The sequence below is a fragment of the Erwinia sp. 198 genome (assembly GCF_003937915.1).
In the GTDB taxonomy this organism is placed as follows: Bacteria; Pseudomonadota; Gammaproteobacteria; order Enterobacterales; family Enterobacteriaceae; genus Erwinia; species Erwinia aeris.
This window is the reverse complement of record NZ_RHUM01000002.1, coordinates 385,503-399,950: the sequence shown is the minus strand read 5'-3', so window position 1 is coordinate 399,950 and position 14,448 is coordinate 385,503. Positions and strand designations below refer to the sequence as shown.

The window sequence follows — 14,448 nt, the reverse complement described above, 5'->3', positions numbered from 1 at the left end:
CCGATCCTTGAGCTTGCATAATCAAGTTATGGTTTGATATAGCGACAGTTGAGGGCTTGCTGACGGTTCTTTTCACGCCATGCGGCAACGTTAATCAGAGCATTGCCATGCTTTTCCATTACGTCAGTACGTGTCTTGCCAGTCTTTTTACATTTGATGATGCGTGTAACAGTACTGGTAGGAGTGGGGGCTAAAAGTATGACGCCGTTAGCGATCCATTTTTCCAGCACAGATTTGCTTATCCCGTTAGCTGCTGCGAAGTCTTCCTTAGACATGGTAGGTGAAGTGTTGAGGGTTATTGCGCGGTCTACGGCAGCGTTAACTGCTGCGCTAAGTGCAGGCATCAGAGCAGAAGTAATCTGAGCAATGAATTCTTGTGGCTGCGCAGAGTCAAATGCGTTCTGGCTGTTTGCATTTTCAGTATGCATATTGCAGTATCTCCAGTTGGTATAACGTGTTCTATCGTGTTACATGTGGTGTGTAGCTACTTTAGATCGCTTTATTTTAACTGTAAACGTAAATTTGCGATTTCAGGTAAAAATATGCGTCTTGAAAGCGCCGTAGCGGCGGATGTATTGGAACGGATTCTCTCTGCTTATGGCTTTACTATGCAGAAAGACCTTAGCGAAAAACTTGGGATTGCTAAGAGCAATGTCGCCAGCTGGTTACAGCGTGGGCAGGTTCCAGGTAATGTCATCGTGCAATGTGCACTTGATACAGGAAGTGATGTTAATTGGCTTGTGACAGGTGAGCTTGCAAAAGCAAACTCGGTACCTTCTGAACCTTTAATTAAGGGGAAACCCTTATACGATGAAATCATGTCCAATGGAGGAAAGCCGGTTCTTAGGCGAATCCTTGATGCCTATGGTTTCTCTATGCAAAAGCAATTATGTGAGCTTCTGGGATTATCCTCCGGGACTGTCAGCACATGGGTAAGACGGGATTACTTTCCGGGTGATGTTGTTGTGACATGTGCTCTTGATACTGGTGTTTCGCTTCAGTGGTTGGCTACTGGTAAAGGAGCACAAATTTCTGAAAGGGTAATGCATAGTCAAAATGGGATACCTAAAAAGCATTTGAAATCAGGTGTACTCGAAGAGGCCGGAGAATGGCACGCGGATATAAGTTTTATTCCAAATAATCTTGCTCAGCCGACTTTTGTAAACAGCAATGCCGGATCGTGGTTAGTTGATCTCGGAGTTAAAGAAATAAGTAATGGCCGCTGGCTTTTGGGTATTGATGATAAGTACGACATTTACGACATTGCGCTTTTACCAGGAAAGAAGATCAGCGTTTCAAGTAAAGGTTCTAACTTTACATGTGGTGCTGACGAAGTGACTACAGCAGGAAAGGTAGTGTTGACGATGGATTATAATTTCTAAAGGGCATAAAGCATGGGAACTATTTTAGCGCTATCAGGATTAATTTTAGGTGCCTGGTCAGTACGCAGTATTTGTATCAAGCAGCAAAGTAATGCAAAAAAACTCATTAAATCTTTCCTCAGTGGATTTTACTTCCTTGCGTGGGGAGGGACAGCTGGTGATGATGAAAGCCAATATTATATGGTGTTAATTATGCTGGCAATTGGAACCGCAGTACAATTACTTTGTAATCTCACTTACAAAGAGCCAAAAAATGACGGTCAAGGCATTTTACGTGAGCATGACAAAACCCTGAGTTTTTTTGATAGAGATGAAAAAATAGATGCACATGAACAGCCTTATCAATCAGAAGACTACGTATTTGACCCAAAATCAAAAGGGCTGAATAATATTGCTTTTACCTATATAAATGCAGAAGGTGTGAGCCTATTTCGAGAAGTTGATGTGAAAAGTTTTGATGGTCGATATATCGAAGGTTACTGTCATACGGCGAAAAAATTTAGGACATTCCGGATTGAACGTATTGAAGGGGAGATCATATTAAGAAGTACAGGAGAGGCGGTAGCCCCCCATGAATGGCTTTTTAGGTAGAAGGGTGTTACTAAAAACAGTCTAATTTATTAAGATGATTTTTTGAGAGTCGGTAGTTTTAAAATAATTAACATTAAGGGGCATTTTAAATGAACAATCAAGAAGTCATTAATGAAATGATAAAAAGAAATTCTGATCGATATATTAAACACCTTACTGATGATTTAGATGATGTTTCTTTAGTGCTCAAATCACATCTTTTTATAGAGGAGTTACTGCATGATATTATCTTATTCCACTGTAAAAACTCTAGACCTATAGAAGGTATCCAGCTTTCGTTTAATCATAAATTGAAATTAGCTGAAGCAATGTTTGGTTCTCATATTCCAGACGCTAACTTTCCTGAAAATATTTGGCCGGTATTAGATGCTCTAAACAAACTTAGAAATGTTATCGCTCATGAGATAGATAGCCCGAAATTAGATGATAAACTTAATAATTTCCTCAGAATGTCAGAAGGTTTAGTAGGGAAAAAGGATGTTGATGTGTTTACCAAGGGATATTTATCTGAAGCTGAAAAAAAATCAAAAAGATTGATGATTTCTTTATGGAAAATACTTGGTTACCTTGGATGTATGCATGCTATAGCATTTTTAAATTCACCATCAAAATAATTTGCAAGCTGTTACGGTGACCAATGACATTCAGGTTCGATTAACATAGGATATCTGATGATATAAACCTAGCCATTTTGTCGCCATCTAAATGGCTAACTTCATGATATATATAGAATTGATTAGTATTTGGTCTTTTTTTGTCAGGGGTTTTAAAACAATGAATTATAGTTAAATCAATCACTTAAAACCTATCCAGTTGTATCGTATTACCCCCTGTAAGAACCTATGTGGACACATTTTAGTCACTTTTTAGCGCCATTCTTGCCAGCGGATTGTTGGTTACGGCCTCTTCCAAATGGTCAGGCGCAAAGTGCGCATAGCGCATGGTCACACGGATATCTGAATGCCCCAGGATGCGTTGCAGTACCACAATATTGCCACCGGCCATCATAAAGTGGCTGGCAAAGCTATGAGGCAAAACGTGGCTCATCGGGCCTTCTGGTAAGGTTATTTCTGCAAGACGTATTACGCGATAAAACTGGCGATAACATTCAGAGAAAAACTTGCCTTCTTTATCTTTAAGCTCGTTATACAGATTATCACCGATAGGAACCGTGCGGTTTTTCTTCCCTTTGGTGTTGATGAAAGTAATCTTGTTTGGGGATATCTGACTTGCCTTTAGTCCTGCGGCTTCACTCCAACGCGCACCGGTAGAAAGGCAAATTCTGACTATCAAAGTTAGCTCCGGGTTGCCGTGCAGTTCACAAGCTGCAAGCAGACGTAAGATTTGAGCGTCGGTGAGCCAGGCCATCTCTTTTTCAGGATCGTCGAACTCGCGAATATTTTTAAGCGGGTTGGGGTAGTCGATTTCTCCAAGGCGCTCTGGCTCATTAAATACCGCTCTTAAAAAGCAGTGCTCACGGTTTACCGTACCGACTTTAACCTTCAGAGATTTTTCACTGGTTTTATAGCCGTTCTCAATTAGTCCGTTTAGCCGCCTCTCGCGATAGTGTGCCCAGTCTCTAGCAGTGATGGAGGTGGCAATCGGATCACCTAATCCTCGACAAATAATATGCAGTTTACCCAATCGGCCCTTTTTATCGCCCAGCGAGCAGCCATGCAGCTTGTACCACAGGCTAATTAATTCGCTCAGTTTACGGCTGTCTTCCTTCTTGCCGAGCCACGGCTTATCTTTTGCTTCCTCGGCCTGATAGCGTTCATAAGCTATTGCTTCGGCACGGGTCTTAAACGTTTTCCTGATTCGCTTACCTTCGCGCCCGTTCGGGTAGAAGTCGCATAACCACTTGCCGTCTGTCTGTTTTCTGATTGCCATGATGCCGCCTGAAAAAGAAAAACGGCAAAAATACTGTATGTAAAAAAAGTATTAAATGTTTGATTTTTAAATTTTAAACATTAAGGGATGATAAGGGCAGTGTTCGAGAGGAGATAAGGTCAATCATGGTTATCAAAAGGAAATAAAAAAACCCGCTTTCGCGGGCGGCATCAATGTAGCAATGAGGGCTGATGTGCGTTGTGTGTAAAGATCGGTACTTTGTTAGTCTGGCCTGGCGAGACAATCATGCCCGCGATGCTTTCGTGGGTTTTGAAAGTGCAGCTGGAGTTAATATTCTGGCACTGGTGATAACGTTCTTTTGTTTCGCGTGAGATATAACGGCTGCTTTTGGCATGGGCACCAGTACCGGCATTAGCGGCTTATCAACGGCCCACATATGCGCTTCGGCCATCGTGTCGGCCAGCACCTGCGCGGTGCGGGTGTAGTTCTCAAACGCAAACAGCGGATCGTCGCTGCAGGTGCGGTTGCCCCAGAAGCGAAAGCCGTCCTTGCGGATAAGCGTGGTCACGCAGGCCTCGTTGAGCAGGTCGGCGTCGGTGCCGGTCTGCTGTAAGTCCCAGAAGACGCCCGCAGAAATCCCGGTGACGCCGTTCACGCCAACGTTAGAAAGCGTTTTGTGCCAGCCGGTGTCGTTGTCGATTCTGGCGCGCAACCCCAGCGCGCGCGCCGTGGCCCAGGCGGTTTCGGACGCGTTGGCCGTGGTGTTCCAGGCGATAAAGTCCGGCCAGATAATCATAATTTCGCGCTGGCTGAAGTTTTCGCGGTATTTGCGCGCGTCAGAGACGGTTTTGCCACGAGGATCGGCGCTGCTCCGCCAGCTGCCGTCCCGGTAAATCGCCACGAAGCTGGTTTCTGCAGACGGCGGTACGCTGCTGCAGGCACAGAACAAACACCAGCTCGCCGACCGAAGGCGCATTCCATGAACGGATGCGACCGGCACGGCCAGTCAGTGCGGCCAGTTGTTATTTCTTCAGGAAACCGGTGAGGCCAAACAATTCCTAAACCATGCCCTTTTTGCCCGATGCTCAGTCTGCCGGAACAGATCCCAACAAGACTGAATACCTTAATCTGCTTTGTTTTTTAAGATGGTTCGGGTCAATTTTTTAAAATAGCTTTCAGGGCTGAGTTTTTATTCTTATCTTGCTAATTTATTAGCTCATGAATTCTCTTACTTACTCTAAGCACGGCTCCGTCCTTACCTGAAAAGGCTGGTTAACCTGACATGTCTGGATGCGTGAAAGGCGCTATATAAAAATGTGCGAGGTCAAAATAATAATCAGGCGCATTAACATTTTAAGTTGCTTTTAATAATGCCGGTTTGCATAGTGGTGCTGATAATTTAAACAAAACGTCAGCGAGTAAAAATTAGCCGCTTGCGGCACTGGCACCATCCGTTAGTGCAACCGCCTTCAGCATTTTTTTACTACTTAACCTAATTTTTTCAATGCTGTTGCCGATAAGAGCCTCTGACTATTGTAGTTTCAGTCTGCCAATATGAGTGACGGCTGGTCTGCTTTTTAAACACATGGTGTTTTTTGACAAGGAATGAAAAATGAAAAAAGTAGTAAAATGGGTGTTCTTCATCATCGTTGCATTAATTGTGGTTCGCGCGCTTACCGGCCCTGGCGAGCAGAGTAAGGGTGCTGCAAATGCCGGCCAGGCGCAGCAGGGTGGCACAGCAGCAGCGTCTTCACCTCAAAAAGAGGTTTACCGTATTTCCGCCACGAAACTCTTTAAAGATTATGAAGCAAATGAAGTTGCTACAGATGAGGCGATGAAAGGTAAACTTATTGCCGTAACGGGCACGGTACAGTCTATCGATAAAGATTTTACCGATGCCATTATTATCAGACTGAAAACCCCGAATCAGTTTATGGCTGCCAGTATGGAAATGCAGGACTCTGAGAAAAACACGGCTTTAACGCTCAAGAAGGGCAGTCAGGTTGAGGTCGTTTGTCAGCGGATGTCACGCATTATCGGCACGCCTTCTGGCCGTCGCTGCGTATTTAATTAGTTATTAACGTACCAGAATAAAGCTTGTTTTTCGACAGGCTTAAATTAGCGTTCGGGCCTTGGCATATAAAGCCGGGGCTTCTTTTTAAAAGCAAATTAGCACAAAAAAGATTATTTTTGATGAGTCGTAACAGATGTTATTAAAAATAAAATCCGCATTATTAGTAGGTTGACAGTTATAACACATTTAAACAACGTTCAGAAAACAGGGGTAATCACTGATCCTCTGCAAAACAATACCGGCGGGAAGCCGGTATCGAAAAGCGTGACGGCCTTGATTACGACTGCGGCTGACCTACCGGGCCTGCGCCCAGGGTACCGCCCGGAACGGACTGCGCGCTTGGCGCGTGAGGACGGCCATCGTTACCTACCGCGCTGCTGCGATTCATACAACCCGCCAGGGATAAAATGGCCAGCAGAGCGACAAGACCTTTAGTGCAATTTTTCATAATATTTTCCGTGGGTTGAAAACTATTCAGAGCCTTAAGCGTAGCCTGGCGTTTGTTGATTGCCAGCCGCGCCCTGACAAAAACAGAGTGGAAAAACTTTCCTGCTTCTTTATCGAACGTTAACAGAAAAATCCTCTACTACACTTAACTGACTGCAAACCAAAGGAGGCAGCTATGTTTAAACATGACACGAATAAAGAACGTAAAGATGAAGGCGACGTGCATAAAGGTCTGCCGGAAGCCGCGCCTTCGGCTGGTAATGCTTACGAGGAAGACGATTATCCGGCGAAAGATGCGCCTGATGAACACGGTGAAGTACCGCGGACTCGTGACGATAGCCAGGCAGATAAAAAAGATCCTTATCAGGAAAAATAAGGTTTACTCAGGCCCGCTGCGGGCCTGAGGTCCGCAGATATAAGATTGCTGCCTGTCCACGATCTCATCCTCCATCCTTTTCTGCTGCTTACCTGAATTTTTATTCGGAGCATAATCGCGCTGCGGCAGGGTGCCGTACGTTTTTGGCTGTGGTTTAACGGCTCACGCGCTTTTAAGCAAATAAATCTGCCGCCTGGTATCGATTCTGGCCGGTGTAAGAGCCGTATTGACTCCGGGAGCGATAGCGCGTCATGACGAAAAAAGGTGACAGCCTGAGGTAAGGATGAATAAATGCCGAACGTTTATTCTTCAGATACCGGGGAAAGTGCTTTTCAGCACGATACTTTACCTTTCAGGCTTGTTTATCAGAGATGAAAGCTCTACGCTGCCGTTTCCACGCCACGCGATTTACGCGTCTGGCGTACTGGCAGGAGCAAGCCTGATGAAAAGTAGCAAAGAGATTTCGATCGATCAGTTTACCGACAGCGAAAAAGAGCTGATTGACGCTAAAGTGAAAGCCCTCACGCTGAAAAAAGGCCATGTTCCTTCCCAAAAAGAAGAAAAAGAGATCCTGAAAGAGGCCAAACGGCTGGTAATGAAGGATCGCGTAATCAAAGAGACCAGCAAAGCCGTGGTGGCTAAAAAGCCTCGCAAGCCAGCCGCCGCCAAAGAAAGCGAGGTCAAAGAGTTCAACTGGTCTGCCTCCCTGCGCAAAAACCCGCGGGCGCTAAAAGGCAGCTAGCCGATAAACACTAAATGCAGCGCCCTGAATAAGACTTCCAGCAGCAAGGCGCCGCCGATGATAACCAGTGCCAGCATCAGACTGAACTGTTGATCTGTTTCCATGCTATTGCCGCTCCCTGATAAGTTAACAGACTATACTTTAGAGCCTGTTAACTGAACATTCCGTCAACATTCCAGTCATTTTCATTCAGGATGCAACTATGGTGTATCAATACCTTAACGGCACGGCATGGCGGCATATCTATATTGTGGGCGATATTCATGGCTGTCTCGCCATGCTGCACGAAGAGTTAGAGGCTCAGCGATTCGATGCCGGGCAGGATCTGCTGATAGCCGTAGGCGATTTGATCGATCGTGGGCCGGACAGCCCTGGCTGCGTGGCGCTGTTGAATAAGCCCTGGTTTCGCAGCGTGCGCGGCAACCATGAAGAGATGGCTATCGGGGCGCTCACGCGGGGCGAACATCAGCAGTGGATCGGCAACGGCGGCGAATGGTTCTACAAGCTGGAAGGCATGAAAATGATTGAGGCGAAACATGCCCTCAGCCGTTGTCGCCTGATGCCCTTAATTATTCATCTGGAACTGGAAAATAGCGTGGTGGTGGTCGCTCATGCAGACTATCCGGCCGAACGCTATGCGTGGGAGGCGGCAGTCGATCCTTTTAAAGTCGTCTGGAGCCGCAGCCGCGTTGAACAGGTACAGCAAGGAAAGGGCAAGGCTATCAGCGGCGCGGACGCTTTCTATTTTGGCCACACGCCGCTAAGCAAGCCGCTGAGCGCGGCGAATTTGCACTTTATCGATACCGGCGCCGTATTCGGCAACCGGCTCACGATGGTGCAGGTACAGTAATACTCAGGAGAACAGCTTGCCGTCCCGCACCAGTTCCCGTGGGTAGCTGTTTTTGATCCGGCTTGATACTTTCTTCGCCAGGCCAATTGGCTGCTGCTGACAGGTAACAATCACTTCGTCGGCGGGCAACGCACGCTCAGGATAAATGTCCCGTCCGCGATACCACTCTTCGGCTTCCGCCAGCGTCAGCTCAAAACGATTTAACGCCTGCGGCTGCGCCAGCGCGATAACCGCTTCGTGCTGCCAGCGATAGCCTTTGGCAAAGGTTTCAGCCAGCTTCAGGCCGATACGTGAAAAGCGAACCTTGCCCAGCAGCGGCTCTACGGCGCGCGGAAACAGCCAGAGCTCCTTATCACGCTGCCAAAGCGCGTGGGCAGCGCTGTCCCACGCCAGCCCTGATTTAGCGGCAGCGGCCGTAATTTCCTGCTCGTCTTTACGTTTTACCGGCGTAAAAGGCAGCTTACCCAGTTTATAACCCGGCGCGGGCATGGGCGGTACGCTCGCTGTTTTGCGCAGTCGTGCGACAAAAAAACCTTCACTGTCAAAGATATGTGGGAATACGTGCAGAAAGCCTTCTGGGGTGCTGGCCCGTTCGGCATCGGGAAAAAGCGCGTCTAAAGGTTCGATGACGACGGCGTCCGGATAGCGCGCCAGCAGCCAGGCGATGACCTGCTGATTTTCGCTGCGGTTCAGGGTACAGGTGGAATAGACCAGCGTCCCGCCGGGTTTCAGGGCATGAAAGGCGCTATCGATTAAATCGTGCTGGGTGGCAGCAATCGCCTCGGTGCTTTCCGGCGACCAGTTGCGTAGCGCGTCGGCGTCCTTACGAATGACGCCTTCGCCAGAGCAGGGCGCATCCAGCAAAATGGCGTCGAAGGTTTCCGGCAGCGCCGGCCCGAAGACGCGTCCGTCGAAATGGGCGATCGCTGTATTGCCAACGCCGCAGCGGCTGATATTGGCGTGCAGCACCTTGACCCGGCTGGCGGAATATTCGTTGGCGAGAAGCGCGCCCTTGTTGTTCATCAAGGCGGCAATCTGGGTCGTTTTAGACCCCGGCGCAGCGGCCATGTCCATTACGCGTTCCGGCACGGGCGAACCGGCAAACAGCGCGGTTACCGGCAGCATAGAGCTGGCTTCCTGAATATAAAACAGCCCCGCCAGATGTTCCGCCGTACTGCCTAAAGGCAGCGTGTCGGCGTCGTCACGGCTGATCCAGAAACCTTCCTTACACCAGGGAACGGGCGTCAGCGCCCATTGATAAGGCTCGACCAGCGCCAGAAATGCCTCAACGCTGATTTTCAACGTATTAACGCGCAGGCTGCGCCGCAGCGGCTGCTGGCTGAAGGCAATAAACTGCTCGAACCCGGCGCTGTCGGGCAGCAGCTCGCGCATTTGATTTAAGAAAAGATCCGGGAAGTACACGCGTGAAGAAGACACTGAAAGATTCCGCTGGCAATAAAGTGGGGCGAGTTTATCACACTCTGCGGCGGCAAAAAAAACGGGCAGCCAGGCTGCCCGTATCGGTTATTTTGCCGGCAGCGCCGTGCCCCATTTACGCCAGTCTTTCGGCTCCTCGTCCTCCAGCAGATAATGCTTGCCGTTGGTGGCCTGCGGTGCCAGCGGCACGGTCGGCGGGGTAGCAAACTGGATGCCGCCCTGAATAAACTGTTGGAAGGTGCCGGTTTTCACCACGCCGCCAATCAGGCCAAACTTGAAGTTGTAGCCGGAAGCCAGCCAGAACACCGAGTTATTGCGCACCAGATGCTGGTATTTTTTGCTGATGCGTAGCGTAATCTGAACGCGATCGGCCATCGAACCCAGCGAGGTGCCCGTTACCGTACCAACCTCTATTCCGCGGAACAGCACAGGCGTACCGACAGACAGCGAGCCGCCTTCAGGCGCGTCCAGCACCACGTTCAGGCCGTCAAGGTAGCGCGCGTCGGTAATGGTTGACTCCTGTAGCTCAAAGGTGCGCTGCGCGCGGCCTTTGCCGGGATCGACATTGATATAAGGCTGGAGCAGGGTATCCAGATGGTTAACGCCCGCTGCGGAAATCTCCGGCGACACTACCGAGAACCGGCTACCCAACCGCGCGAAATCCTGGACGTATTCCGGATAAAGCACGGCTTTGGCAATCACCTGATCCTTGTCGTTATTGAGCGCCAGAGATTCCAGCTGGCCGATGGTGATGCCGAGATAGCGGATCGGCATTCCTGAGGAGAGCTTGCTGGCGTCGTAGGTATGCAGCGTAATCTGGCTGCCGACCGCTCTGGCCGCCGTTTCCGATTCAAACAGCGTGCGCTTGTCTTTACTCGTCAGGCCCGCACCGGCGCCGCTGAGGTTATCAAAACTGATGGCGCCCTTCAGCGCGCGGTTAAGCGGCGAAGCCTGCACGGTCAGGCCGCTGCCGTTAAGCTGCACGCGCGCACCGCCTTCCGACCAGAACACGCTGTTCGGCGTCAGCAGCTTGCGGTATTCCGGCTTGATATGCACACGCACGTCGAACTCATTAGCTCTTGGCGTGACCTCCACGATCTCACCGACCTGAAACTTACGGTACAGCACCACTGAACCGGCCTGAATATCCGGCAGGCTGTTGGCGGTCAGCGTCAGAGTGGTAGGAAGCTGGTTGGTTGTAATGCCTTCGGCGGCTTTTTCCGCATTGGCAAACAGCGGATAGCTCTCTTTTGGCGCGCCCTTGTTGCCGGGATCCAGGCGAATGCCGCCGTCGATCCATTCACGCGCGCTGGCGCCCAGCACTTCCATGCCGTTCAGCCCCAGCTTAACGTCCAGCCGACTGTTGATGATGAACTTGCTGTCGCCGTGTACCAGTTCGCGATACTCAGGCGTAATAGCGATAATAAAATTCACGCCTTTTTCATTGAGCCTGCGGCTGACCACCTGGCCAATCTGCATCCCGTGCAGCATCACGGGCTGGCCCGCATCGATACCGTAGCTTTCCGGCGCGGTCAGTTTCACTTCCAGGGTGTCAGGCCGCTGCAGCAGCGACTCGTTGCTTTGCAGCACGGTGAAGCGATCCTGCGGTTCGCCTTCGCCAGGCATCAGTTCGAGCGTGCTGCCGGTTAACAAACTGCTGAGGCTGGTATCGGCAAGGGTGATTTTGGGGCTGCGCATCTCAATGCGGGTGCCGGTACGCATCAGGCCGGTTACTGACGGATCGATGGTCAGTTCGCCTTTTACCTTGCCGTCGGGCTGTAAGTTCAGCGCGGTCAGCGTGCCAACCTCCAGTCCCTGGTACATCAGCGGCGTACTGCCCGCCTTCAGGTTTTTGCCGCCGGGCAGGTCAAGCGTGATAATCACGCCGCGCTGGCTGTGCGCTAAATCCGGGTAGAGCTGATAGCTGTCATCGCTTTTTGCCTGCGCGGAATCGGTTGGCGAGTCAAACGCAATCGCACCGTTGACCAGCGCCGCCAGGCTCTCCAGCTGAACTTTGGCGCCGCTTAAGCCCACGTCGGCCTTTACGCCGGATACGTTCCAGAAGCGGCTCTCTTTTTTCACCAGGTTAGTGAAGCGGCGCTCGATCAGCACGTCGACGGTTACGCCCTGATTGCCGGGATTGATGCTGTAGTCATAGACGCGGCCAACCGGGATCTTACGGAAATAGACCAGCGAGCCGGTATTCAGCGAGCTTAAATCCGCGGCGTGCAGATGGATCATCATCTCGCCCGTGTTCATGCGGTATTTCGGCTGCGTATCCAGCGCCACAAAATGCTCCTGCGGCTTGCCTTTGCCCGGCATCATGCCGATATAGTTGCCGCCCACCAGCGCATCCAGGCCCGACACGCCCGCCAGTGACGCTTTCGGCGTCACCAGCCAGAACTGCGTTTTATCGCGCAGCGCGTCTTTCATATCGCTCTTGATGCTGGCCTTGATCTTAATGGTGCGCAGATCGTCAGTCATGCTGATGCCCTGTACCAGACCCACCTCGACGCCCTGATAGCGAACCGGCGTTCGGCCGGGCACAATGCCGTCAGCGGTGGCGAAATCGATGGTAACCGTGGTGCCGCGCTCCTGGTAATTGTTCCAGACGAGCCAGCCCGCTATCAACAGCGCAATTAAAGGCAGCAGCCAGAATGGCGAAATTTTGCGGCGGCTTTTCACGCGAGCGCTAGTCGGTGTAGTCGGCGTTTCCTGTTGCATGTGCATCCCAAAGTAAACGGCTATCCAGCCACTCGACGGCAAGGATAGTAAGAATAACCGCTGAGCCAAAATAGAAGGCAGCCGGTCCCATAGTAAAAGCCAGAAGCTGGTCGCGATTCACCAGCGACATGGTTAAAGAGATAACAAACAGGTCCAGCATAGACCAGCGTCCGACCCAGGTAACTACCCGCAGCAGACGAACGCGCGTTTTCAGACCCTGTTCACATTTAAAATGGATGCTGAGCAGCAGCGTCAGCAGCACAATAACCTTGGTAAAAGGCACCAGGATACTGGCGATAAAGACCACGATCGCTACCGGAATGTTGCCGGAAGCGAGGGAAAGAATACCGGAAAGAATAGTATCTTCCTGGCGCGCGCCGTTGAGATAAATAACGGAAATCGGCAGCAGATTGGCCGGGATCAGCAATACCATCGCAGAGATCAGCGCCGCCCAGGATTTTTGCAGGCTGTGGCGACGACGCAGGCGTAGCGGCGTATGGCAGCGGGGGCAGCGGCCCCGTTCGTCAGGCAGGCCGGTATGATGGCAGTTCAGGCAAACGCGCAGCTGTTCGGGGGCAATATTCGGCTGCGGCTGCGGATAAAAGCGATGCCATAGCTGCTCAACGTTGATATGAATAAGCGTCACCAGGCTCAACACGGCCAGCGACAGGAAGGCGAGCAGGCCAGTGCCGGGATTGATATCCGCATAGTCCTGTACCTTGATAGAAGCGACGGCGATACCGACCAGATAGATATCCAGCATGACCCACTCTTTCAGCCGATCGAGCATCAGCAGCACCGGCCGCAAATTTAAACCCAGCCGGTCACCAAAAAAAAGCCAGCCGATTGACGCCACCAGCGTGGCGGGCGCACCGATAGTGCAAAAGGCCACCATAGAGGCGGTAATCACGTTGCCCTGCTGCGCCATCTGGATAATGCCCTCCAGCAGGCTGGCGCGGATAGTGGTGCCCAGCAGTCGGATAGTCAGCAGCGGTTCGCTGAAAGCAAACGGCATCAGCAGCAGCATAGTGACGGCCATTGCCGCCAGCCGCGTCATCGACCAGTCGCGTCCGTTAAGGATGCGGGCGTTGCAGCGCGGGCAGTGCGCCGACTGGTTCGATTTAACATCCGGTAAGGAAAAAAGGGTATCGCATTGTGGACAACGCTGATAACGTTCCTGAGGCAGAATTTGGCTGATAGCGTATATTTTCACGAATTATCCGGATTTGCAGGGTACGGTCAGGCAAAATCGCTCCGGCGAACCACTCTTACGTTTGTTTTTAAAGCTTCAGACCAACAAGGGTATATTAACTAACGGAATCATTCACCTTGTCCGTCTGGACATTTAATGCTTATTTTATCAGGCGAAGCCATTCCGGGCTTCGTAACAGTTTTAATAATGGTTAAAAAATGACTAAAAAAGAATTTTACTCGGATCTCAATCGTGATTTACGCGCGCTTATCGCCGGCGAAACCAGCTTTCTGGCCGCGATGGGCAACTGCAGCGCGCTGCTGTTCGAGCGCCTGGAAGGCGTTAACTGGGCCGGGTTTTATCTGCTGACGGAAGAGAAGACCCTGGTGCTGGGACCCTTTCAGGGCAAAATCGCCTGCGTGCGCATTCCGGTCGGGCGCGGCGTCTGCGGAACGGCGGTGGCGGAAAGCGCCGTACAGCGCGTGGACGACGTCCATGCCTTCCCTGGTCATATTGCCTGCGACGCGGCCAGCAATGCCGAAATCGTGCTGCCGCTGGTGGTAAACGGTGAGACGATCGGCGTACTGGATATCGACAGCGTGGAATATAATCGCTTCGATCAGGAAGACGAAAACGGGCTGATTACGCTGGTTGATGGGCTGTGTGAAGTGCTTGCCAACACGGACGTGGAAAAATTTATTCACATGAAACGCAGCTAAAGTGCTGGATCACGTAGCATTTGCTGATGGTGTCATTATAATGACGCCTGTTCATGCCTGCGC

Annotated in this window: 15 protein-coding genes and 1 pseudogene; 8 read left to right on the top strand and 8 right to left on the bottom strand. The window is 50.7% G+C overall.

What is annotated here, in order from left to right; genetic code table 11:
* Positions 1-26: 26 nt before the first annotated feature.
* On the bottom strand, positions 27-428 hold the full coding sequence (locus EGK14_RS04350) for a hypothetical protein (protein WP_125287833.1): 402 nt from the start codon (positions 426-428) through the stop codon (positions 27-29).
* A gap of 114 nt (positions 429-542) precedes the next feature.
* Between EGK14_RS04350 and EGK14_RS04345 the strand changes: the two genes are divergently transcribed.
* From EGK14_RS04345 to EGK14_RS04335, 3 genes are all read left to right on the top strand, one after another.
* Entirely contained in the window at positions 543-1,382 is an 840-nt protein-coding gene (locus tag EGK14_RS04345) for a phage repressor protein CI (RefSeq protein ID WP_125287832.1), read from the top strand.
* Between the two features lie 12 nt (positions 1,383-1,394).
* Positions 1,395-1,973 (top strand): hypothetical protein, encoded by a 579-nt coding sequence (locus EGK14_RS21405; RefSeq protein WP_199746365.1) that lies wholly within the window; start codon positions 1,395-1,397, stop codon positions 1,971-1,973.
* A gap of 89 nt (positions 1,974-2,062) precedes the next feature.
* Entirely contained in the window at positions 2,063-2,587 is a 525-nt protein-coding gene (locus tag EGK14_RS04335; protein WP_125287830.1) for a hypothetical protein, read from the top strand.
* A 241-nt stretch (positions 2,588-2,828) separates the two neighbouring features.
* Here EGK14_RS04335 and EGK14_RS04330 read toward each other — a convergent pair whose 3' ends face one another.
* The 3 genes and pseudogenes from EGK14_RS04330 to EGK14_RS21520 form a co-directional block, all read right to left on the bottom strand.
* Positions 2,829-3,863, bottom strand: coding sequence for a tyrosine-type recombinase/integrase (locus tag EGK14_RS04330; RefSeq protein WP_125287829.1), 1,035 nt, complete (start codon positions 3,861-3,863; stop codon positions 2,829-2,831).
* Positions 3,864-4,033: 170 nt separating this feature from the next.
* A complete protein-coding gene (locus tag EGK14_RS21525) occupies positions 4,034-4,198 on the bottom strand; it encodes an ogr/Delta-like zinc finger family protein (protein ID WP_233598445.1) in 165 nt (54 codons plus the stop codon).
* A gap of 23 nt (positions 4,199-4,221) precedes the next feature.
* Positions 4,222-4,659, bottom strand: a pseudogene (locus EGK14_RS21520) (phage tail sheath subtilisin-like domain-containing protein); the annotation flags it as partial.
* Positions 4,660-5,436: 777 nt separating this feature from the next.
* On the opposite strand from EGK14_RS21520, the gene EGK14_RS04315 reads away from it, so the two are divergent.
* A complete protein-coding gene (locus tag EGK14_RS04315; RefSeq protein ID WP_125287826.1) occupies positions 5,437-5,898 on the top strand; it encodes a hypothetical protein in 462 nt (153 codons plus the stop codon).
* Positions 5,899-6,175: 277 nt separating this feature from the next.
* Here EGK14_RS04315 and EGK14_RS21400 read toward each other — a convergent pair whose 3' ends face one another.
* The gene (locus EGK14_RS21400; RefSeq protein ID WP_199746363.1) at positions 6,176-6,346 is read right to left on the bottom strand and encodes a hypothetical protein; all 171 of its coding nucleotides are present in this window, start codon (positions 6,344-6,346) and stop codon (positions 6,176-6,178) included.
* A 174-nt stretch (positions 6,347-6,520) separates the two neighbouring features.
* Here EGK14_RS21400 and EGK14_RS04310 point away from each other — a divergent pair, with 174 nt between their 5' ends.
* From EGK14_RS04310 to EGK14_RS04300, 3 genes are all read left to right on the top strand, one after another.
* Complete coding sequence (locus tag EGK14_RS04310; protein WP_125287825.1) at positions 6,521-6,721, top strand: hypothetical protein; 201 nt, start codon at positions 6,521-6,523, stop codon at positions 6,719-6,721.
* A gap of 442 nt (positions 6,722-7,163) precedes the next feature.
* Entirely contained in the window at positions 7,164-7,463 is a 300-nt protein-coding gene (yjbD, locus tag EGK14_RS04305; RefSeq protein ID WP_125287823.1) for a DUF3811 domain-containing protein, read from the top strand.
* Positions 7,464-7,665: 202 nt separating this feature from the next.
* Positions 7,666-8,313: a metallophosphoesterase gene (locus tag EGK14_RS04300; RefSeq protein WP_125287821.1), complete on the top strand. Its 648-nt coding sequence runs from the start codon at positions 7,666-7,668 to the stop codon at positions 8,311-8,313.
* 3 nt (positions 8,314-8,316) lie between these two features.
* Here the strand turns inward: EGK14_RS04300 and rsmF are convergent, their stop codons facing one another.
* From rsmF to yebS, 3 genes are all read right to left on the bottom strand, one after another.
* Positions 8,317-9,750 carry a 16S rRNA (cytosine(1407)-C(5))-methyltransferase RsmF gene (gene rsmF, locus EGK14_RS04295; protein ID WP_199746361.1) on the bottom strand — a complete coding sequence of 478 codons (1,434 nt, stop codon included), beginning with the start codon at positions 9,748-9,750 and terminating at the stop codon, positions 8,317-8,319.
* An 87-nt stretch (positions 9,751-9,837) separates the two neighbouring features.
* Positions 9,838-12,474, bottom strand: a complete 2,637-nt coding sequence (locus tag EGK14_RS04290; protein ID WP_125287819.1) for a PqiB family protein — start codon at positions 12,472-12,474, stop codon at positions 9,838-9,840.
* Entirely contained in the window at positions 12,443-13,687 is a 1,245-nt protein-coding gene (yebS, locus tag EGK14_RS04285; RefSeq protein WP_125287818.1) for a membrane integrity lipid transport subunit YebS, read from the bottom strand. The genes EGK14_RS04290 and yebS overlap by 32 nt, the downstream gene beginning before the upstream one ends.
* A 197-nt stretch (positions 13,688-13,884) precedes the next feature.
* Here yebS and EGK14_RS04280 point away from each other — a divergent pair, with 197 nt between their 5' ends.
* Complete coding sequence (locus EGK14_RS04280) at positions 13,885-14,385, top strand: GAF domain-containing protein (RefSeq protein WP_125287817.1); 501 nt, start codon at positions 13,885-13,887, stop codon at positions 14,383-14,385.
* Positions 14,386-14,448: the final 63 nt, after the last annotated feature.